General features: G+C 54.6%; 22 protein-coding genes. All 22 read left to right on the top strand.

Annotated features, from left to right (window positions below; all coding sequences use genetic code 11):
- The first annotated feature begins 9 nt into the window (after window positions 1-9).
- The 22 genes from EXW94_RS27735 to traT all read left to right on the top strand — a co-directional run bounded on the left by EXW94_RS27735 (window position 10) and on the right by traT (window position 18,585).
- Window positions 10-279, top strand: coding sequence for a hypothetical protein (locus EXW94_RS27735; protein WP_174341699.1), 270 nt, complete (start codon window positions 10-12; stop codon window positions 277-279).
- 2 nt (window positions 280-281) lie between these two features.
- Window positions 282-671 carry a hypothetical protein gene (locus EXW94_RS27730; protein ID WP_174341698.1) on the top strand — a complete coding sequence of 130 codons (390 nt, stop codon included), beginning with the start codon at window positions 282-284 and terminating at the stop codon, window positions 669-671.
- A 32-nt stretch (window positions 672-703) separates the two neighbouring features.
- A complete protein-coding gene (gene traV / locus EXW94_RS27725; RefSeq protein WP_174341697.1) occupies window positions 704-1,261 on the top strand; it encodes a type IV conjugative transfer system lipoprotein TraV in 558 nt (185 codons plus the stop codon).
- Window positions 1,258-3,858: a type IV secretion system protein TraC gene (gene traC, locus EXW94_RS27720; protein WP_174341696.1), complete on the top strand. Its 2,601-nt coding sequence runs from the start codon at window positions 1,258-1,260 to the stop codon at window positions 3,856-3,858. Before traV ends, traC begins: the two co-directional genes overlap by 4 nt.
- Complete coding sequence (gene trbI / locus EXW94_RS27715; protein ID WP_174341695.1) at window positions 3,855-4,268, top strand: type-F conjugative transfer system protein TrbI; 414 nt, start codon at window positions 3,855-3,857, stop codon at window positions 4,266-4,268. Before traC ends, trbI begins: the two co-directional genes overlap by 4 nt.
- Window positions 4,265-4,900, top strand: a complete 636-nt coding sequence (traW, locus tag EXW94_RS27710) for a type-F conjugative transfer system protein TraW (protein WP_174341694.1) — start codon at window positions 4,265-4,267, stop codon at window positions 4,898-4,900. Before trbI ends, traW begins: the two co-directional genes overlap by 4 nt.
- Window positions 4,897-5,184 carry a hypothetical protein gene (locus EXW94_RS27705; RefSeq protein ID WP_174341693.1) on the top strand — a complete coding sequence of 96 codons (288 nt, stop codon included), beginning with the start codon at window positions 4,897-4,899 and terminating at the stop codon, window positions 5,182-5,184. Before traW ends, EXW94_RS27705 begins: the two co-directional genes overlap by 4 nt.
- Window positions 5,175-5,783, top strand: a complete 609-nt coding sequence (locus EXW94_RS27700) for a hypothetical protein (RefSeq protein ID WP_174341692.1) — start codon at window positions 5,175-5,177, stop codon at window positions 5,781-5,783. The genes EXW94_RS27705 and EXW94_RS27700 overlap by 10 nt, the downstream gene beginning before the upstream one ends.
- A gap of 103 nt (window positions 5,784-5,886) precedes the next feature.
- Window positions 5,887-6,108, top strand: a complete 222-nt coding sequence (locus EXW94_RS27695) for a hypothetical protein (RefSeq protein WP_174341691.1) — start codon at window positions 5,887-5,889, stop codon at window positions 6,106-6,108.
- A 56-nt stretch (window positions 6,109-6,164) separates the two neighbouring features.
- Window positions 6,165-6,488 (top strand): hypothetical protein, encoded by a 324-nt coding sequence (locus tag EXW94_RS27690; RefSeq protein WP_100776904.1) that lies wholly within the window; start codon window positions 6,165-6,167, stop codon window positions 6,486-6,488.
- A complete protein-coding gene (gene traU, locus EXW94_RS27685) occupies window positions 6,485-7,489 on the top strand; it encodes a conjugal transfer pilus assembly protein TraU (protein WP_174341690.1) in 1,005 nt (334 codons plus the stop codon). The genes EXW94_RS27690 and traU overlap by 4 nt, the downstream gene beginning before the upstream one ends.
- 10 nt (window positions 7,490-7,499) lie before the next feature.
- Window positions 7,500-8,120 (top strand): type-F conjugative transfer system pilin assembly protein TrbC, encoded by a 621-nt coding sequence (trbC, locus tag EXW94_RS27680; RefSeq protein WP_174341689.1) that lies wholly within the window; start codon window positions 7,500-7,502, stop codon window positions 8,118-8,120.
- A complete protein-coding gene (gene traN / locus EXW94_RS27675) occupies window positions 8,117-9,973 on the top strand; it encodes a type-F conjugative transfer system mating-pair stabilization protein TraN (protein WP_174341688.1) in 1,857 nt (618 codons plus the stop codon). Before trbC ends, traN begins: the two co-directional genes overlap by 4 nt.
- On the top strand, window positions 9,970-10,755 hold the full coding sequence (gene traF, locus EXW94_RS27670; protein WP_174341687.1) for a type-F conjugative transfer system pilin assembly protein TraF: 786 nt from the start codon (window positions 9,970-9,972) through the stop codon (window positions 10,753-10,755). Before traN ends, traF begins: the two co-directional genes overlap by 4 nt.
- 9 nt (window positions 10,756-10,764) lie before the next feature.
- Window positions 10,765-11,235, top strand: coding sequence for a hypothetical protein (locus EXW94_RS27665; RefSeq protein WP_174341686.1), 471 nt, complete (start codon window positions 10,765-10,767; stop codon window positions 11,233-11,235).
- Window positions 11,225-11,443: a hypothetical protein gene (locus tag EXW94_RS27660; protein ID WP_174341685.1), complete on the top strand. Its 219-nt coding sequence runs from the start codon at window positions 11,225-11,227 to the stop codon at window positions 11,441-11,443. Before EXW94_RS27665 ends, EXW94_RS27660 begins: the two co-directional genes overlap by 11 nt.
- Window positions 11,433-12,035 (top strand): type-F conjugative transfer system pilin assembly thiol-disulfide isomerase TrbB, encoded by a 603-nt coding sequence (locus EXW94_RS27655; RefSeq protein WP_174341684.1) that lies wholly within the window; start codon window positions 11,433-11,435, stop codon window positions 12,033-12,035. Before EXW94_RS27660 ends, EXW94_RS27655 begins: the two co-directional genes overlap by 11 nt.
- Before the next feature lie 17 nt (window positions 12,036-12,052).
- Complete coding sequence (locus EXW94_RS27650) at window positions 12,053-12,322, top strand: hypothetical protein (protein ID WP_174341683.1); 270 nt, start codon at window positions 12,053-12,055, stop codon at window positions 12,320-12,322.
- Window positions 12,315-13,679: a conjugal transfer pilus assembly protein TraH gene (gene traH / locus EXW94_RS27645; protein ID WP_174341682.1), complete on the top strand. Its 1,365-nt coding sequence runs from the start codon at window positions 12,315-12,317 to the stop codon at window positions 13,677-13,679. The genes EXW94_RS27650 and traH overlap by 8 nt, the downstream gene beginning before the upstream one ends.
- Entirely contained in the window at window positions 13,679-16,984 is a 3,306-nt protein-coding gene (gene traG / locus EXW94_RS27640) for a conjugal transfer mating-pair stabilization protein TraG (RefSeq protein WP_174341681.1), read from the top strand. The genes traH and traG overlap by 1 nt, the downstream gene beginning before the upstream one ends.
- Before the next feature lie 8 nt (window positions 16,985-16,992).
- The gene (locus tag EXW94_RS27635; RefSeq protein ID WP_174341680.1) at window positions 16,993-17,712 is read left to right on the top strand and encodes a hypothetical protein; all 720 of its coding nucleotides are present in this window, start codon (window positions 16,993-16,995) and stop codon (window positions 17,710-17,712) included.
- 141 nt (window positions 17,713-17,853) lie between these two features.
- On the top strand, window positions 17,854-18,585 hold the full coding sequence (traT, locus tag EXW94_RS27630; RefSeq protein ID WP_174341679.1) for a complement resistance protein TraT: 732 nt from the start codon (window positions 17,854-17,856) through the stop codon (window positions 18,583-18,585).
- Window positions 18,586-18,650 lie beyond the last annotated feature (65 nt).

Raw genomic sequence — 18,650 nt, 5'->3', positions numbered from 1 at the left:
GAGGTGAAGATGAAAGCGCGAAAAATACTGCTGTGGGCAGCCACTGGCTGGACGCCGATGCTGATATTCATCGCTTCAGTATTTGTTTTATACGCCACACTGCACTCCCATTTTATGTGGGTACAGCTGGCTGGATTATTGCTCTGCGGCTCAAGTGGTATTTTTCTGGCCCAGACAATGCCCGGCGGCAGTGTGTGGCGTGATATCCACTTGCCACCTTCAGACGCAAGCAAAAACACGGCAACAACCGCAAGTGCAAAAATAGATGAGCAGGAGTGAAAATGAAACGTGAGACTGCAATTTTATTAATGGCGCTCTCACTGGCAACACCTGGTGTAGTGAATGCGGCTGCCGTGGCAGCGATTATTACGACAGCAAATAGCGCATTAGTAGACGGAGAAGTAGACGATTCTGCTCAGCTTGAGGCTGTTGAACGTGAAGCTATGGTTCAGCCAGATGCGTGGAAAGCGTATCAACAGGTGTTAAATGCAGTACCTAAAAACGCCTCCACCGGGTTGAAAAACCGTTACCGCAGCCTCGCGGTTTCACTGGCGCTGAAGGCTGCAATGGCCTGCTCGCCCGAAGCCCTAAAACTCCTTGAGCGCAACGATGTGATTGAGTTTCGTGTCCTTCGATTACAGTTTTCCTCATCCTGCAGAACCGCTAAATAAGTTATCCCTGTAATACCAACCGGAGATATCCCATGAAACATCTTTTGGGTGCTGCACTGCTGTGCAGCGCACTGACCGGCTGCGCCGGTATGAACTCAGACTTTGACTGCAACAAAACCGCCACCGACCAGTGCCTGACCACCGGTGAGGCCAATAAGCTGGCCGCGCAGGGCAAAAGCCTGGATTCCCTGACCGCCGATAAAACGTCAAAAAAGCCTGCGGGTGAAACCCTGCCGGCACTGCGTAACACCGCGCCGGTTATCAACCCGCAGCGTCCTGTTTCTGTCGCAGCAACCGGAACCTCTGTCGCAAAACCCATCGCGCCGCGTCCGCTGGCCACAGCACCGGCTGGTCCTGCAACGGTGACAGCAACATCGCCAGTCGCCACAGGTCACATCGCGCCAGTAACGACGGTTAATACTGCTGGCCGCGTGCCGGTTCAGCGTATTCCTGATGCCACACAGCGCCTGTGGATTGCGCCCTGGGTCGATACTGACGACAACTTTCACCAGCCTTCGGTGGTGGAATTTGTGAAAAACAAATCCCACTGGGATGAAAGCTATCGCGTCATCGGGGAGGGGGGAGAATGAGTATTCTCGACAGCCTGATGGGGCTTGTGAATAACCGTAAGCGTGAAGACGGTGCCGCAACAGCGCGCGCCAATCTGGAACAGACGTGGGGCTATCCGTCGATCGTCGCCTCTCTGCCTTATCGCTATTACGACGAAACGAACGAGCTTTTTGTGAATGCCGGCAGCGCCGGTTTCATTCTGGAGGCGGCTCCACTGCCGGGCGCGAATGAGCAGGTTATCGCTGCACTCGATGACATGCTGCGTAAGAAGCTGCCGCGTAAAACGCCGGTCAGCGTCATTATGCTGGCCAGTAAATGTGTTGGGGAGCGTATTTCACGCGGCGTCAGCGCGGATATGTGGAAAGGTGATATGGCCGATCACCTGAATAAAATTACCCGCGCGTTCTGGCAGCGCTCAGCGCTGAAGGGGCTGGCCAACGAGCGTGAGTATCCTTTGTATCTGCGTAACTACCGCATTTTTATTGTGTACGGTAAACCCGCGAAGCGCTTCAGCCAGCAGGTGATGGATGACCTGGTGCAGGTCCGCAACACCATTCGCGTGTCACTGGGCGCGGCCCGCATCGAGACCATGAATACCGATGTGAATGCCTTCCTCTCCGTCATGCGTGAAATGATGAACTACCGCGAGGAGCAGGTGATGACCTCCAGCGGAGACTACAACGAAGACGAGAAGCTTAATCGCCAGGTGGTTGATCCGGGGATTGATATCAGGGTGCGGCCTTCTCATATTCGCGTGGAACTGCCGGAAAGCATCGAACCCGGCGGAACCCGACTGCCGGCCTCTGTCTGCCGCGTCATCAACATGCAGCTCAGTAAAAGCCCCAAACGCTTCGCCCTGTGGCAGGGTGCCGATAACCTGCAGAACCTGCGATTCCCTGACCTCGGTATTCCCTGTCCGTTTATGCTCACCTGGACCACGGAGCTGGAGGAACAGACCGCCACGCAAAACGAAGCCCTGCGCAAGGACATGGATCTGTCCAAAAAAGCCAACTCCGCGTATGGCCAGTTATTCCCTGGCACGAAGCGCCAGGCCGAAGAATGGCGACGTAACCGCGAACAGCTGGCCAACAATGAGATCGCTTTCTGCCGAATGTCCCTCAACCTGACCCTGTTCACTCCCGACAACAATACCGATGCCCAGTCCTGTGAACTGGCGGCCGTTAACGTGTTCCGTAAAAACGAACTCGAGATGGTGACGGTCCAGTACCAGCAAATGCGTAACTGGCTGAGCTGCTTCCCGTTTGTGATGCAGGAGGGGATGTGGGAGGACATGAAAATGACCGGCGCCACGCTGCGCGGTAAATCATGGAACGCTGTCAATCTGATGCCGGTGGTCGCAGAACGCCAGCTGTCTCATGTGGGGATGCCGCTGCCGACCTACCGTAATCAGGTCGCTTTCTTCGACATGTTCGGGGAGGAAAACGGCAGCACCAACTTCAATATCGCGGTTACCGGGACCTCCGGTGCGGGCAAATCCTTCCTGACGCAGGGGATTCTGCGCGACGTGCTGAACGCGGGCGGGTTTGCCTGGGTTATCGACATGGGCGACAGCTACAAGAACTACTGCCTGCAGGCGGGCGGGGTGTACCTGGACGGTGCGAAGCTGCGCTTTAACCCGTTTGCCAACGTGAAAGATATCAAGCAGTCCGCCGAAGGGATTGTGCGTCTGCTGACAGTGCTGGCGAGTCCGACAGAACCGCTCGACGGGGTCTGTGAAGCCATCCTGCAAAAAGCGGTCATGGACGCGTGGGAGAGAAAACAGCACGGGGCGCGTATCGATGATGTGTACAACTACCTGACGAGCGAGGATGTGAATCAGGCCTTTGCCGACAAACCGACCATCATCTCCCGCCTGGCAGAGCTCGCCATGCTGCTGGAAACCTACTGCACGTGGGGCCCTGACGGGGAATACTTCAATGCGGACAATCCGACGCTCGATGGCGAAACCCGCTTCGCCGTGCTGGAGCTGCTGAGCCTCGAAGACAAGCCGAAGCTGCTCTCATCCATCCTGTTCTCGCTGATCCTGGCCATTCAGGAAAAGATGTACCACAGCCCGCGCGACCTGAAAAAAGTCTGCATTATCGACGAAGCCTGGCGACTGCTCGGCGGCTCCAACCCGCACGCCGCGCGATTTATCGAGACCGGCTACCGCACCGTGCGTCGCCACCGTGGGGCCTTTATCACCATCACCCAGGGCATTAAAGATTTCGGGGCGAGTAAGGAAGCCGAAGCGGCCTGGAACAACAGCTCCACCAAAATCACCCTCCTGCAGGATGCGAGAGCTTTCAAACAGTACCTGGCCGATAACCCGGATCAGTTCTCGGATATGGAAAAAGAGGTCATCCGTGGCTTCCAGCCTGCACTACAGACCGGCTACAGCTCCCTGCTTATCAGCGCCGGTGAGTTCAGCTCCTTCCACCGCTTGTTTGTCGACCCCATCACGCGCGCCATGTTCAGTTCGCGCGGTGAGGACTTCGCCTTTATGCAGAATGCGCAAAAAGCCGGAGCCACAGCGGAGGAGGCGGCTTACCTGCTGGCCGAGAAGAAGTCGGGTGATGAACTGCGTGAACTTGAAGAATGGGTGAAAGCCGCATGAGTGATAACAAGCAAAAGCCGTATGACGGCGATACCGTCCGGGACGGTGTGATGATGGCGGGCAGGACATCCCGTTGGGTAAAAGCCGGGCTTCTCGGTCTGGCAGGGCTGCTGACCATGACCGGGGTGGCGTATGTGACGGCAAAAGCGGTCATGCCGGCGGTGGTGGTGTTCGATATGAAGGGCACGATTGACCTCTTTCAGCAACAGTCAGCCCAGCTGAATCTCAATGAAGAGAAAGCAAAGGTGCTGACTTCGCGGTTCAACACCGCCCTGACCGACAGTCTCAATGAATGGCAGACCTCTCATCACGCCGTCATCCTGGTCAAACCGGCCGTCATAAGTCCGGAAACGGACATTACGGAGACTATCCGCAGTGATATCGCCCGTCGTATTCAGGAGGCGCAATGAGAACACGACTGCAGCTGACGGCGCTGATGTGCCTGATAGTCTCGTCAGGCAGTGGCGCAAAAGACCTGGGTACGTGGGGCAACGTCTTCGAACCCGCCGAGCAGGACATGCTGGTCTTCATTCAGAACCGACTCAAAGGCATGGAGCAGTCCGGCGAGCTTGAGCGGCTGAAGAACGAGGCGACGGAGCGGGTAAAACGCAATGCCGTGCGACCGAAGCCTGTCGAGGGGCTGACGGTCGCGAAAGACTACCGATCGTTTGCGTTTGATCCGACCTTCACGGTGCCGGAAACCATCACCGATATGAAAGGCAACATCATCGCCCGTAAGGGCGACCAGGTGAACCCGCTGGATAAAGTGCCGTTCAGTCAGGTGCTGTACTTCATTGACGGTGACGATAAGGCGCAAATCGCCTGGACCCGACAGCAGATTGCCGGCGGGACAAACTTCAAGGTGATTCTGGTCAACGGCAATATCAAGGACGCCAGCGACGCCCTGGATGAGCGGATCTACTTCGACCAGTCCGGTGTCCTTACCCGCAAATTTGGTTTCACACATACGCCGGCGCGGATCTCGCGTGACGGGCGGGTGCTGAAAGTGGAAGAAATCCCGGCTACCGGAGTAAAAAAATGACGACAGCCACATTAGGTGACCTGTTCCCCGATATGCGTAAAGCTGCACCGAAACAGGTAAAAAAGAAAAGCCCGGACCGGAAAAAAGGCACGGCGGAAACACTGAAAGCGCTTTATCCGGAGATAGATGGCTGGCATCCCGTATTTGTTTCCAAACTCTGGCTTCACTGGCGCCAGGTCAACGGTATGGACCTGTCTGAGCCGAAAGACCGGGATGAGCGGTTTATGGATTATCTGGCAGAACGTATTCATCAGGAGATGGTTGAGAGGGGCTCATGGCGATAATCGAATGTTTCAGAAACCCTGAAAACCTGAGCAGTGTTCTGACATGTCTGCGGGAGGCCGAAGGGCTAAGCGGTCTTCTGGCCGTTGCGGTAGGACTGGCCCTCTGGATCGTCGCGCAACTCAGTGCTGATGCGAAACGAGAAAAGGCAGCAGAACGCGAAATGAAATACGGTCTGTCCGTGTCAGTCCCGTCCGTGTTTGGCAGTCCGGCGCACGCTGAAGCGGTGTTGCGATCTGCGAACCAGGAGTATTACCAGCTCATGCTGGCGGAGATGGAAAAAGCCCTGTTTGCGCAGGGATACGAACTGACTCGCGACCGCCTGCAGCAGGTTGTGGCTGATGGTGAGACGCAGCGCACTGTGGCCAGAGCGGTATACATCGCACGTGAGCGCTATCTGGCCCCGAATCAGCCTGAGCATGAGCTGGCTGAAAAAGCCACGATGGCGTCCAGCGATGGATATTGTGCCCGGTGGTTATCGATACTGATAACAGGCAGTGAACAGCAGGGCTGGTATATCACACGCCGTCATCAGGGCGCTGACTACGATGATGACAACGGTTATGCCTTTATCACCACCACCCCAACCGCTAATGAATGATTCAACCGCTCGCCATTCAGGATGTTCGGTGCTCACTGCGTTGCGCTCCGCCTCAGCCTGACTGCCGTCACGGTTTCCTCTTAACACCTGACAAGGTAACGCCATGAAAAAAGACCCTGATGGTGAAAAGGGCCGGAATGTCGCCGTAACAGCTGTTCGCCACGACGAAAAATCAGCCTCGCGTCTGGATGATATTCTGCAGGAAAACCCTCTTTTCTACCCTTCGATTGTACTGCGGGCCGGCATTCTGGCCCTGCACGAAATGACCTGTGAACAACGTATGGCGCTGGTTATCAAAGCCGCCCTGCCTTCCGACAAAGACTGACCTTTCTTTAAGCCCTCCCGCCCGTCCGGTGGCTGCGGCTCACCCGGAGATATCCCATGACACACCCTGAAACTATCAGGCCGGTGGCGGTTACGCGTGACCGAAACGGCTTCTGGACCCACCCGCACTACTTTCAGCCAGCCGACGATGAAGCCACTCCGGCAGAATTTGGCAACTGGTTGAACCAACACCGACTGACCTGCGCCACGCGCTGGATGGAAAATGATGCCCCCACTTATGTCATTACGGCCTGGGAACACGGGTTCACCTGTATCAGCGAATGGGAACCCTCGCCACCGTCAGGCAGCGGCTGGTTTATTGGCTCCATACACGACACGGAAGACGGCCCGGTCTGTGTCTGGTTACGGGAGGCGCAATGACATTCAGAGCCTGTTTGACCGCTCTGCTGCTGGCCGCAGTGTGCTGGACAGCATCATTAACCTCTGCATCAGCAGCTGCGTCTAACGCGGGTGCCGGGCGCTGGGTGAATCCAATATCGGATGTCTGCTGGAAATGTCTGTTTCCGATGTCGGTCGGCAGCGTCAAGCTGGCATCGGGTCCACAACCAGATACCAGTAACCCGTCCATGCCCATCCAGATTTGCTCTTACGGTGTGCTGTACCGCATGGGGCTGGCCATTGGTTACTGGGAGCCGACCGCGATGACGGATGTGACCCGTGAGCCCGGCGTCATGGTGAATATGGGGGGCTTCAAAATTGATCTGGGACGAACCGGAACCGGTACCGCAGGGCAAAGCGACCGACCGGCTGCGGGGGCGTTCTACCACGTGCACTGGTACAAATACCCGCTGATTTCCTGGCTCAGTATTATGACCAGCACCGGCTGTTTTCAGGGGGGGGATATGGATATCGCCTACATGTCTGAAGTTGATCCACTCTGGAATGACAGTACGCTCTCGATGCTGATTAACCCGGAGGCTGCGCTGTTCGGTAACCTGATTGCACAGGCCGCGTGTGCGGCGGACGCCGTGGCCAGTACAGCAGGCGTTCCCCTTTCCCCTTTGTTCTGGTGTGCCGGCAGTCAGGGCAGCATGTATCCGTTCACGGGCTTTACCAGCGGCGAGTTTTCTCCCCTGGAGTCGTCGCTTCTGGTCAGCGAGCGCATGGCGTTCAAGCTGCACCGGGAAGGTCTGGTGATGAACACGGTCGGCGCGGATTATGCCGTCTGCTATCAGTACCCGTCCCCGATTGTGCCGAAAGAGCGATGGCGCTATCAGATGGTGAACATGTATCCCGAAACCAACAGCTGTCACGCGTTCGGGGCCAGTACCCAGACCTGGGGCACACCCCATAACTCCCCGCAGTCAAAGAAAAACTTCGGCTATCTGCTCTGGCGCAAACGTAACTGCGTCTATTCGTGAGGTCAGACAAATGAATACAACGTTATATCGGGCGCTGATCCTCAGCGTTCTGGTCACCTGCGCCTCGCAGGCACTGGCCAGCGAACAAACCAGCGTGTCAGCCAGTGACAGGGACTGGATGAAGCAACAGCAGCAGTCAATGAATACGCTGAAACAGAGTCTCCAGGGACAGGCTTTGCCACTGCCGGCAGAGCAACAGGCGCTCATCAGCCGGCTTCAGGGCGACATTGCCAGCCATCAGGCAGCGCGTGAGTACGATGAAAAACGCACGTTTCCCGCCATGTATTTTGTCAGTCTGGGCCTGCCGCGCGAAGGCCTGTTACCGATGCTCAAAGAGGCCAACCGTTACGGCGTGCCGGCCACGTTGCGGGGGCTGGTGAATAACGATCTCCGTCAGACTGCATCGGCCATGTTTGAGCTGGCCAAAGAGGATAAAAATATCGGGGTGCAAATTGACCCGACGCTCTACACCGAATACCACATCACTACTATCCCGGCCCTGGTGGTGACCTGTCCGGGGCGCTTCGATGTGATTCGCGGCAGTCTTCCGCTCAAACAGGCGCTGGAGAAAGTGGCTGAAAGCGGTGACTGTGCCGCCACGGCGAAGCAAATTCTGGAGGCGGCGCAATGAAACGACTGATCCTTGCTTCACTACTGATGACACCGCTTTTTGCCATGTCAGCCGATCCTGCTTTCAATGCCGGGGCCAGTTTTGGCAAACAAAATGCCGGGGCCGGCACCGGGAGCCTGAAAAACCCGGGGGCGGTGACCGGCTCCATTCCTGGCTATACCGCTAATCCTCCGGAAAAAGGCTACTACGGTGGCGTTCAGGGTGGCGATGGCGGTCTGGCCAATAAGGGGCAGGCAGCGCTGCAGGGAAGCAATGCAGGGCAGGCAGTCATCAGCTCGGGAAATACCAACCCGGTACCCACGATAGATCCTAAAGCGCCGTTTATCACCATCGGTAAAAATGCGGAAGCGGGTTCTGAAGGGGTGCTGGCGGGTACGGCACAACAGTGCACTGAAACAACCGTCAGTAAGACCACATTTGAAAATTATCAGTGTGATAAGGATGTGGCTTCCGTGGAATCATGTACCCGAACGGCAACCGCCGGGGGGCATTCAACGACCACGACGGTGCAGAAAACCTTCACGCTGACTGCTGCTGATGCCACTTTCTATCATGGTGGCGGTTCGTCATTCAATATCACTTTTAACGCACCGGCTACAGGCCCTGTAATCAGTGCTCATCTCTATTGGGGCGATCACGAAGTCAATGTTGGCAAGCTGGTCTGGTGGGGGCTTAACAAGACACTGAAAGGAAAAAAATATGACTGGCCTCTGCCCGGCGCGCCAGGATATCAGTTGATGGAAGGGACAGCGATGCCGGTCGGGACCTATACAAGCACCGGGTGTACCAGCGGAAACAAAGATCGCTGCGAGAAACATGCCCGCGAGCAGATTGCTGATTTTAAATCCGGAGCGTCAAGTCTCACACTGGTTGTCGTGATGAATGCGGTTGAGACGACCTTTGTCCCTGAAGTCACCTGGAAAACGTCCTGCGGTCTGGACATGTCCAAAGCCAAAAAAACGACCTCAACCTGCACCACCCCGGGCGGCGACAAAACGGTTGTCAGTAATGGCCAGAGCTACCAGGTGCACAGTGACTGCTGGCAATACACCGATAACTATGTCGTCTCCTCCAGTTCGACCGGTAACTGCGGAACGCTGATGACCAATCCGAAGTGCACGGCTTCAGCATCTAAATGCGTGGAGACGACGGACGGTCAGTGTACGCACATGAACTACACATATCAGTGCCAGACCACTTATCAGTCAGGTGGTCTGGTGTGTGGTGGGGATTACATCTGTAAAACCGGTGACTGTGATGCGACCAATGGAGCCGGCAACAGCGGTTTCGATGTGGCGGTGGCCAAACTTGCCGGACTGGCCTCTGCAGCTGATGACGTTAAAGAAGACCAAAGCCAGATTGATATAAAAGCCTTCACCGGTAAGGCCATGAGCTGTCGCAAAGCGTTTGCCGGATTCTCCAACTGCTGCAAGGACTCGGGATGGGGTCAGGATACTGGTCTTGCTGCCTGCAATTCAGACGAAATGGCTATTGGTAAGGCCAAAGCGAAAAAAATCACGGTGACGATCGGTGAGCGCTGTGACAAAAAAGTGCTCGGGGCGTGTATCCAGAAAAGTCAGGTCTACTGCGTCTTTGACGGCAAGCTTGCGCGCATCATTCAGGAGCAGGGGCGCCGTGATCAACTGGGGGTAAAATTCGGTAGCGGAGACAGCCCAAACTGCCGTGGGATTACGGTGCCGGAATTGCAAAGTATCGACTTCGACAAAATCAACTTCGCGGATTTCTACGACGATCTGATGAAGAACCAGAAAATCCCCGATACCGCTGCTCAGGTAAAACTCATCAAAGACCGTATAGCCGCCCAGGTGAATCAGCAGGGAGGCAATAAATGAAAAGACTGTTATGCGGTCTTCTGATGACCGCTGCCAGTCTGCAGGCCATCGCGGAGGAGATCATTACCCCCGCAGACCCGTTTACTGGCTGGTCCTGGTATAACGAACCGAAGACACCGCCGGAGCAAAAAACGAAGCCGCAGCCGCCCGCGCCACCGCAGGCCATTCCTGATCTCAGTAAAATGTCCGCACTTGAGCAGGCAAAGGTACTGAAGGGATACACGATGGAGGCGCTTAACCGCGCCATCCTGTATCCGACGCGGGAAAACACGGCAACATTCCTGCGCTGGCAGAAGTTCTGGACCGACAGAGGCTCGATGTTCAGCCAGTCCTTCGCGGCCGCCCAGCTGAGCCACCCAGATCTCGACTACAACCTGGAATACCCGCACTACAACAGTATGGCCCCGTTTGTGCAGACACGTGATCAGCAGACTCAGCAAAGCGCAGTAGCACAGCTCTCACAGCAGTACGGACTGTTCTACTTCTATCGTGGCAGCGATCCGATTGATGTGCAGATGGCAGGTGTGGTGGCCGATTTTGCCAGAACCAACGGTATCTCACTTATCCCTGTCTCGGTAGACGGGCAGGTGGCAGCCACGCTGCCGCAAAGCCGTCCTGATACCGGTCAGTCCCGGTCGATGAATATCTCACACTACCCGGCACTGTTCCTGGTTGATCCGAAAAGCCAGAACTATCGTGCGCTGTCCTACGGCTTCATGACCCAGGATGACCTGGCGAAGCGATTCCTGAACGTGGCCACCGGCTTCAAACCCAACTCTTAAGGTTTACTCATGAATATTCGACTGTTTCCTCATATCAGAAATATGGTGCGTCTGGCCTCATATTCTTTCGTTCTGGGTCCTGCCCTGGTGCTGTATTCCCTGGTGATGGTCATCGCGCTGGATGATTCTCTGTCGCAGCAGTTTCTGAACGAGGCACGACGCCTGACTGCCGGCGCTCCTGCCGGAAAAGTGATGCAGTGCATCGAACATAACCCCCCGCCTTTGCAACACCGGAAACCCAAACCTGAAGAGGACGTTACTCCGCTCCCGTATCACGTGCCGGTGTTATCCAGCTGTCATTCAGAACCTGTAGACAGCGCCCACTGGTCACGGACAACGGATGCCGTGTTATTCAATTTCTGGGTAATGACCGTGCTGCTTGGCGCGCTGGCAGGCTTCCTCGTTCACCTGAAACAACGTCGCACCACAACGCCTCCGGAACTTGCTGTGCTTAAAAAGGAATATACGAATGAACGTTAATCTTCTCGCAGGACTGATTTTCTGGGGCGTGATGGCACTCGTACTGAGCGAGCTGATGACGGTGTCTGTCAGCGGGACACAGACGGGCCTGGTGTGGCTGAGCTATGCCCTCTGGGCTGTTGCGGGTGCGATGGTTATTCGTGCCGGCATTGTTGCTGTGCGGGAACGCCGTGCAAAACGCAGCGGGGTGGCCAGTCATGAAATGTAAAACCACGCTGACCGCTTTGTTGTGTCTGATCCCCGTGATGGCCAGTGCCGGCGTCCGTGAGGAGTTGCTGGCACTTGAGGCCGCTAAAACCGGTACCGTCTCCTCACTGACACAGGTTGTCACTCCGGCGGCTCCCCCTCCCAGTCTGATGCAGCTGCCGGACGGGCGTCGGGCAGATATGAAGGATTATGCGGTGGTGTTGTTTATGCAGGCCCACTGCCAGTACAGCGCGAAGTTCGATCCGTTGCTCAAGGACTGGGCCGATCAGCACAATATTCGTGTTTATCCCTACACCCTGGACGGGGGCGGCGATGTGTCTTATCCCCACCCGCTGGTTCCGCGCAAAATTGACCCGGCCGCGCCGATTGCCGATGAGATTGTCACCTTCTTTGGTAACGGTTTGCCGATCGCCACACCGACGGCGTTTGTGGTAAACGTCAACACCCTGAAAGCGTATCCGCTGACGCAGGGTGTGATGGAAATTCCGACGCTTGAAAGCCGCTGGGCCAGCCTGATTCAGGCGGACATGGATAACGTCGACCCCAAAACACTGCCACCCATGCCTGCCAGCGCGCAGGTCACTCCTCAGTAATACAACCGGACTACAAAATGACTACATATACGTATGCGTTGTCGCGTACCGAGCGCGTGTGGCTGCTGTTCAGCGTGACGTTACTGGTGTCTGCGGCTTTCTACGGCACGTTCGCGTCACGGATCGTCCGGGCGCTCTCCCGGCCAGAACTGACAACATACCTGCAGGATTTCCCCGTGCTCCTCCTGATTTCCCTGAGTGGCGGATTTATTGTTTCCGCCACCGGGCACTACGCGCTGCGTGTGTCTCTGCAGAAAACACATAACGGGGAGGTCCGGCATGGTTAAGTCACTGATAACGGCTGCTGGCATTTTCCTGGCAGGGCTGGTCGCATTACCCGCTCAGGCCGATGTGAACGGTGACCTGAACGGCTTCTTCGGCAAACTGGGTTACAGCGGTAACGTCTCCCAGGCACAGGCCTGGCAGGGGCAGGCGGCCGGGTACTTCTCCGGTGGCTCGGTATACCTGCGTAATCCCGTCAAAAACGTTCAGCTTGTCTCGATGCAGCTTCCGTCGCTGAATGCCGGCTGCGGTGGAATAGATGCCTATCTGGGGGCATTCAGCATGATCAGCGGCGAAGAAATACAGCGTTTCGTGAAGCAAATCATGAGTAACGCGGCCGGGTACGCGTTTGACCTGGCACTGCAGACGATGGTGCCGGAGCTGAAGCAGGCGAAAGACTTTCTGCAGAAGCTGGCCAGCGATGTGAACTCAATGAACATGAGTTCCTGTCAGGCAGCACAGGGCATTATCGGCGGGCTGTGGCCAGTCACGCAGGTATCGCAGCAAAAAATCTGTCAGGACATTGCCGGTGAAACCAACATGTTTTCAGACTGGGCGGCATCACGCCAGGGCTGCACCGTCGGGGGCAAGAGCGACACGGTCACCAACAAAGCCAGCGATGACCAGAAAGACCAGGTGCTGAAAAACAAAAACCTTATCTGGGACACCCTCAGTAAGAACGGTCTGCTGGCAAATGACCGGGCTTTGAAAGAGCTGGTCATGAGTACCGTCGGCTCCATCATCTTCAATAAGGCCGGGGACGTCACCATCCTGACGCCGCTGGTTGATAACCGGGACCTGATTAAGGTGCTGATGCGGGGCGGGACGGCGAAGGTGTACGGCTGCGACGAAGCCACTCTGTGCCTGGCACCGGTCGTTAAGGATTTGACCATCACTGAGTCGAATGGGCTGGTCACACTGGTCAAAAACCTGATGCTCTCGATGCAGAACAAGCTGGTCGATGACAAGGCGCTGACCGATCAGGAAAAAGGCTTTGTGAACACGACATCCGTGCCGGTGCTGAAATATCTGACCAATGCACAGAGCATGGGGATGAGCGCCACCTACCTGCTGCAGGTGGCCGATTTTATCGCTCAGGATCTGATGATCCAGTATCTGCAGGAGCTGGTGAAACAGGCAAGTCTGTCGCTTGCAGGTAAAAACTTTCCGGAAGAGGCGGCCGCCAAACTGCGTGACAACGTCATTCATGCGCAGGGGCTGCTGGCAGACATGAAGCTGCAGTCGGCAGCAGACCAGAATGCTCTCGACGGGATTGATCGCAATATGCAATACCTGCAACAGCAGGTATCCACCATCGTTTCAGGCTCCTACCAGAGCAACTATCACTGGGGTGATCGCTGATGCTTGAGATCTACACAATCTATGGCGGAGGGATGTGGAAAACGGCGCTGGACGCCGTTGTCACCCTCATCGGTTCAAATACATTCAGCACGCTGATGCGTATGGCTGGTACTTTTGCCGTGCTGGCGGTGGTGCTGACGTTCATTAAACAACGTAACCCGATGGTGTTTGTGCAGTGGCTGGCCATTTTCATGCTGGTCACCACTATCCTTGTGGTGCCGAAACGTTCCGTGCAGGTGATCGATATTTCAGACCCTGCTGCAGTCTGGAAAACAGATAATGTTCCGGTGGGGCTGGCGGCGATCGCGTCACTCACGACGAGTATCGGGTACAAAATGACCACGTTATACGACTCTCTCATGGCGCGGCCAGACTCGGTAACTTACAGCAAGACCGGGATGCTGTTCGGTTCGCAGATTGTGGCGGAGACGAGCGACTTCACCACGCAAAACCCGGTTCTGGCTCAGATGCTACCGGATTACGTGGAAAACTGCGTTATTGGCGACATTCTGCTGAATGGCAAGTACACCATTAACCAGCTGCTCAATTCCACTGACCCATTGACGTTGATCACCAGCAACCCGAGTCCGCTACGGGGCATTTTCAAAATGACCTCCACAACGCGTCAGTTTCTGACCTGCCAGCAGGCGGCTGCAGAAATCAAAACACTGGCGACAACGGATGCCAACCCTGGCAGCGCCACCTTTACCTGGCTGACCCGTAAGGTCTTCGGCAACAAACTGAACGGAGCCAGTCTTTTGTCCAGTGCAATGGGGGAGAGCTATGGCTACTTCTATGCCGGGGGGATGACGGCTGCGCAGATCATGAAGAACAACATCACCAACAGCGCAGTGCGACAGGGCATCAAAGGTTTTGCCGCGCGTTCTTCAGACACCGCTAACCTGCTGAACCTCGCTACGGAAAATGCCGCGACCAAACAGCGACTCAGCTGGGCGGCAGGTAATGAACTGGCCACCCGCACGCTGCCGTTTGCGCAGTCGTTGCTGATGCTGATTCTGGTCTGTCTGTTCCCATTGATGATCGCACTTGCAGCGTCAAACCACAGTATGTTCGGGTTGAATACCCTGAAAATCTACATTGGGGGATTCATCTATTTCCAGATGTGGCCGATTATGTTTGCGATTCTGAACTACGCCTCGAACTACTGGCTGCAGTCCCAGACAGGCGGTACGCCACTGGTGCTGGCAAATAAAAACATCGTTGCGCTACAGCATTCTGATGTGGCCAACCTTGCCGGATATCTGGCACTTTCGATCCCGGTGTTATCGTTTTATCTGACCAAGGGGGCGTCAGCGATCGGCTCTCAGGTTGCTGGCAGCGTGCTCAGTTCTGCGGCATTTACCTCAGCTGGCGTCTCCGCGACGACGGCTGACGGTAACTGGTCGTTCAATAACATGTCGATGGATAACCTCAGTCAGAACAAGATGGATACAAATCTTGTTCAGCGCCAGGGTCAGCAGACATGGCAGGCGGATAACGGTTCCACACAGACCCAGACGGCCGGTGGCCATACGGTTATCGACGGTTCTGGGGCGATGTCAAACCTGCCGGTGAACATGAAGCTCAGTCAGCTGGCGAGCAGTGGATTCCAGGAATCGGCCCGTCAGTCTCAGGTCCAGGCGCAGACGGCGCTGGACGGATACAACCACAGCGTCACCAGCGGCTGGTCACAGCTCTCACAGCTGTCTAATCAGACCGGAACCAGCGACAGCCTGAGTAAGGGCAGTGAAAACAGCCAGGCCACGAACGCGACGCGCGGGGCCAGCATGATGATGTCAGCGGCTGAGAATTATGCGAAAGCGAATAATATCTCTACGCAGGAGGCTTATAACTCCTTAATGGATATCAGTAATCAGGGTTCTATAAATGCAGGTGTCAAGACCACAGTAGGGGGGGGTATCAATATCGGCGTTGCGAAAGCAGGGGTTGAAGGCAGTGTGGCCACCGATCTTCGCCATTCTACCGGCAGCTCGCGTGGTACCCAGAATTCTGATTCGCATACTCAGGACATGCGGCACGATAAGAACAGTCAGGCAGTTAATGATTTCCGTCAGGGGATGGATATGGTTACCAGCAGTCGTGTGACGGATGGTTCAAACCATACTGAGAATGCTGCAACCAGCAATGTGCAGCAGTTTGCGGCGACCCTGAATGATGCCCAAAGTCAGTATCATCAGTACACAACCAGCTCAACCAACAGCAACGAATTTAGCCGTATGGCGACGCTGGCGCAGAATGAAAGCGCAAGCCTCGATACCAACTATACGCAGGAGTTTGTTGACTGGGCGGGCAACAAATACGGTGATAAGGCACAGAGCATGCTGACCAGTGCACCAAGTGCCCGTGAAGCCGCAATGGAGTTCGTGAACGAGCGTCTGAAGCCGGAAATCATGGGTGACTACCAGCAAGGCCGTTCTGATTTATCAAGTGGAGCCGAACACGAAGCTTTTAGCGGCAAGCATATTGTCCAGCCATCAATCGTTTCACGGGAACAGGACCTGGACGTAAATCGCCCTGCTGGTTCTGGCTCTTCCGATGTGAGTTCATCCGGATCGCCTTATGAAATTCAATCCGGAGGGACATATCAGGGAAATCGTCAGTCAACGGTTGAGGGAATACAACGTGGCGCACCAGCTGGCCACCATAATAGTGAGACTGTGACTGGTGAAGGTAACCAGCTGGAAAGGGCTTCAGGGACATCTCAAGTATCGGGAGCTTCTCGAGTTAGTGAAGCTGGCCAGGTATCAGGAGCCTCCCGTGTTAGTGATGGTGGTCATCGCGAAAACCATCAGGTAAATAGTGCTGATGACTATTCGGGACAATATCCGCAAGTGAACTCCAGCCATCGTAGTAACAATCACGTCTCTGGGGCGGAAAGGGGTGGAAATGAAGTGGGTAATAATCTGAGCGAGTCAGCCGGTGGGGTTCTGGGAGGGCGTGTTTCAGGCAATGAAATGCAAAACGCTCATAAGGAAAATCAGGAAAAACTGCAGCAGCAATCAGGTCAGAATTTTGGTCCACAAAATGAGATACAGCGTCGGGCTGCGGAACAAAGATCTGAAAATGAGCGTAATATCAATGAATCTGCTAGTGAAATTGGGAAAAAACAATCCACTGTTCAGGCATCCAGTGATATTCTTAAAGGAGAAGATTCAAGCGCTCAAGGCAAATTCCAGATTGGTCGTAAAGAAGCTGAAATTGATCAACAAATGCCCATTATTGATAGCGCTGAAAAGAGAAAGTTAGAGCAACAACTAGCTGAATTAAGGAAAAAAACCGGTTAGGAGGGGAAATGACAAAAGGTAGTTTTCGCATAATTACTTTCATACCCGTATTTGTCATGTACTTCGGATTTCCGCTGATCAGAGATGTGATTCCATACTATCAGGGGTATCGTTTGGATGATTGGCTGGCATTAGGGGGGCTATATGCACTTGGTACTCTTATAGCCACGCCATTGTTATTCCTAATGCTCAAAAGTGCGAGTGGGGATTTCAAACCGAGATTTAATATCCCTGTTAGCATGCTTATTGCAGCAGCTATTCAAGTGAATTGCTTGTTCTTCTTATGGGAAGACTCCATTCCACTTTATGTCTCTATGGGCTTAGCTATGGGCCTGAGCAGTATGCTTTATGCATATAGCACTAGAGGTGTAAATCTCATCGTGGATAAAGATACCGGGAGTATCTACCGCGTACACAAAGGAAAGGCGTATCGTCTCTCTGATAGTGAAGTGGAGCGGTGTAAGAACGATACTTCTGGACGATTCAAACCAACCGGTGATTTTTCTTCTAGCTCAGTATCTGGTTTTGACTCACATTCTTCTGTAATACCAGTAAACTTTGAGTTAAGTAGTAACGTTAATCACGATTACAATTCAGGAATTATCGTTAACCCGTCCACAGGGATGCCGATGATTGGTGGAATGTCCGGTCTTGATATTCATGGTAATAGTTGGGGAACAAACTTTAACGAACCCTCCAGTACCTACGATCCGAATCGCGGTTATTGAAAAAGGGGCTTGAGCCCTTTTTGTTACCAATCAAATCGTAAATACCCCGCTTTAAACTAAATATCCTTTCAATTCAGCCGATAACAGTCCTGTTAGCGCTCCGCCGTTAACAGGACGTTTTTTTATTCACAGGATGATCTCATGAAATTAAAACAATATGCAGTCGTTGGCTTAGTGGCTTCTACTCTTGCTCTCTCTGGTTGTGGCGCAATGTCGACAGCGGTGAAGAAGCGTAATCTTGATGTCAAAACACAGATGAGTCAGACCGTCTGGCTGGAGCCGTCGTCGGAGAAAACCGTATACCTCCAGGTGCGCAATACTTCAGATCAGGATATGTCAGGACTCGAAACGCAGATTTCAAATGCGCTGTCGGCTAAAGGCTATCGCGTCACTCACTCCCCGGATGATGCGTACTACTGGGTTCAGGCTAACGTTCTGAAAGCTGAGAAAATGGATTTACGCGCATCCCAGGGCTTCCTCAGCACCGGATATGAAGGGGCCGCCACTGCTGCAGCATTAGGCGCGGGTATTACCGCCTATAACTCAGCGTCAGCAGGTGCGACGCTCGGTGTTGGTCTGGCAAGTGGCCTGATTGGTCTGGCGGCGGATTCTATGGTGGAGGATGTGAACTACACGATGGTGACCGATCTGCAGATTTCTGAGCGCAGCAAAGCTACCGTCACGACTGACAACATTGCCGCTCTGAAGCAGGGCACATCAGGCGTCAAGGTTCAGACCAGCACTGAACAGGGCAACCGCGCCAAATACCAGACCCGCGTGGTCTCCAATGCGAACAAGGTGAACCTCAAGTTTGAAGAGGCGAAACCTGTCCTGGAAGCCCAGCTGGCCAAATCCATTACCGGCATTATGTAATCACCTGCGGCTGTGGCGCCCGTCACAGCCCTTCTTTCTGTTTTAACCTGTTAACGACCAGCCTG

The organism is Enterobacter sp. JMULE2 (assembly GCF_013337145.1).
Classification (GTDB): domain Bacteria; phylum Pseudomonadota; class Gammaproteobacteria; order Enterobacterales; family Enterobacteriaceae; genus Enterobacter; species Enterobacter mori.
This window is presented reverse-complemented; position numbering and strand designations above follow the sequence as displayed.

Excerpts from the sequence above, each read along its gene's own strand:
- EXW94_RS27735 (WP_174341699.1), top strand. The coding sequence starts at position 10 with ATGAAAGCGCGAAAAATACTGCTGTGGGCAGCCACTGGCTGGACGCCG.
- EXW94_RS27730 (WP_174341698.1), top strand. The coding sequence starts at position 282 with ATGAAACGTGAGACTGCAATTTTATTAATGGCGCTCTCACTGGCAACA.
- traV (WP_174341697.1), top strand. The coding sequence starts at position 704 with ATGAAACATCTTTTGGGTGCTGCACTGCTGTGCAGCGCACTGACCGGC.
- traC (WP_174341696.1), top strand. The coding sequence starts at position 1,258 with ATGAGTATTCTCGACAGCCTGATGGGGCTTGTGAATAACCGTAAGCGT.
- trbI (WP_174341695.1), top strand. The coding sequence starts at position 3,855 with ATGAGTGATAACAAGCAAAAGCCGTATGACGGCGATACCGTCCGGGAC.
- traW (WP_174341694.1), top strand. The coding sequence starts at position 4,265 with ATGAGAACACGACTGCAGCTGACGGCGCTGATGTGCCTGATAGTCTCG.
- EXW94_RS27705 (WP_174341693.1), top strand. The coding sequence starts at position 4,897 with ATGACGACAGCCACATTAGGTGACCTGTTCCCCGATATGCGTAAAGCT.
- EXW94_RS27700 (WP_174341692.1), top strand. The coding sequence starts at position 5,175 with ATGGCGATAATCGAATGTTTCAGAAACCCTGAAAACCTGAGCAGTGTT.
- EXW94_RS27695 (WP_174341691.1), top strand. The coding sequence starts at position 5,887 with ATGAAAAAAGACCCTGATGGTGAAAAGGGCCGGAATGTCGCCGTAACA.
- EXW94_RS27690 (WP_100776904.1), top strand. The coding sequence starts at position 6,165 with ATGACACACCCTGAAACTATCAGGCCGGTGGCGGTTACGCGTGACCGA.
- traU (WP_174341690.1), top strand. The coding sequence starts at position 6,485 with ATGACATTCAGAGCCTGTTTGACCGCTCTGCTGCTGGCCGCAGTGTGC.
- trbC (WP_174341689.1), top strand. The coding sequence starts at position 7,500 with ATGAATACAACGTTATATCGGGCGCTGATCCTCAGCGTTCTGGTCACC.
- traN (WP_174341688.1), top strand. The coding sequence starts at position 8,117 with ATGAAACGACTGATCCTTGCTTCACTACTGATGACACCGCTTTTTGCC.
- traF (WP_174341687.1), top strand. The coding sequence starts at position 9,970 with ATGAAAAGACTGTTATGCGGTCTTCTGATGACCGCTGCCAGTCTGCAG.
- EXW94_RS27665 (WP_174341686.1), top strand. The coding sequence starts at position 10,765 with ATGAATATTCGACTGTTTCCTCATATCAGAAATATGGTGCGTCTGGCC.
- EXW94_RS27660 (WP_174341685.1), top strand. The coding sequence starts at position 11,225 with ATGAACGTTAATCTTCTCGCAGGACTGATTTTCTGGGGCGTGATGGCA.
- EXW94_RS27655 (WP_174341684.1), top strand. The coding sequence starts at position 11,433 with ATGAAATGTAAAACCACGCTGACCGCTTTGTTGTGTCTGATCCCCGTG.
- EXW94_RS27650 (WP_174341683.1), top strand. The coding sequence starts at position 12,053 with ATGACTACATATACGTATGCGTTGTCGCGTACCGAGCGCGTGTGGCTG.
- traH (WP_174341682.1), top strand. The coding sequence starts at position 12,315 with ATGGTTAAGTCACTGATAACGGCTGCTGGCATTTTCCTGGCAGGGCTG.
- traG (WP_174341681.1), top strand. The coding sequence starts at position 13,679 with ATGCTTGAGATCTACACAATCTATGGCGGAGGGATGTGGAAAACGGCG.
- EXW94_RS27635 (WP_174341680.1), top strand. The coding sequence starts at position 16,993 with ATGACAAAAGGTAGTTTTCGCATAATTACTTTCATACCCGTATTTGTC.
- traT (WP_174341679.1), top strand. The coding sequence starts at position 17,854 with ATGAAATTAAAACAATATGCAGTCGTTGGCTTAGTGGCTTCTACTCTT.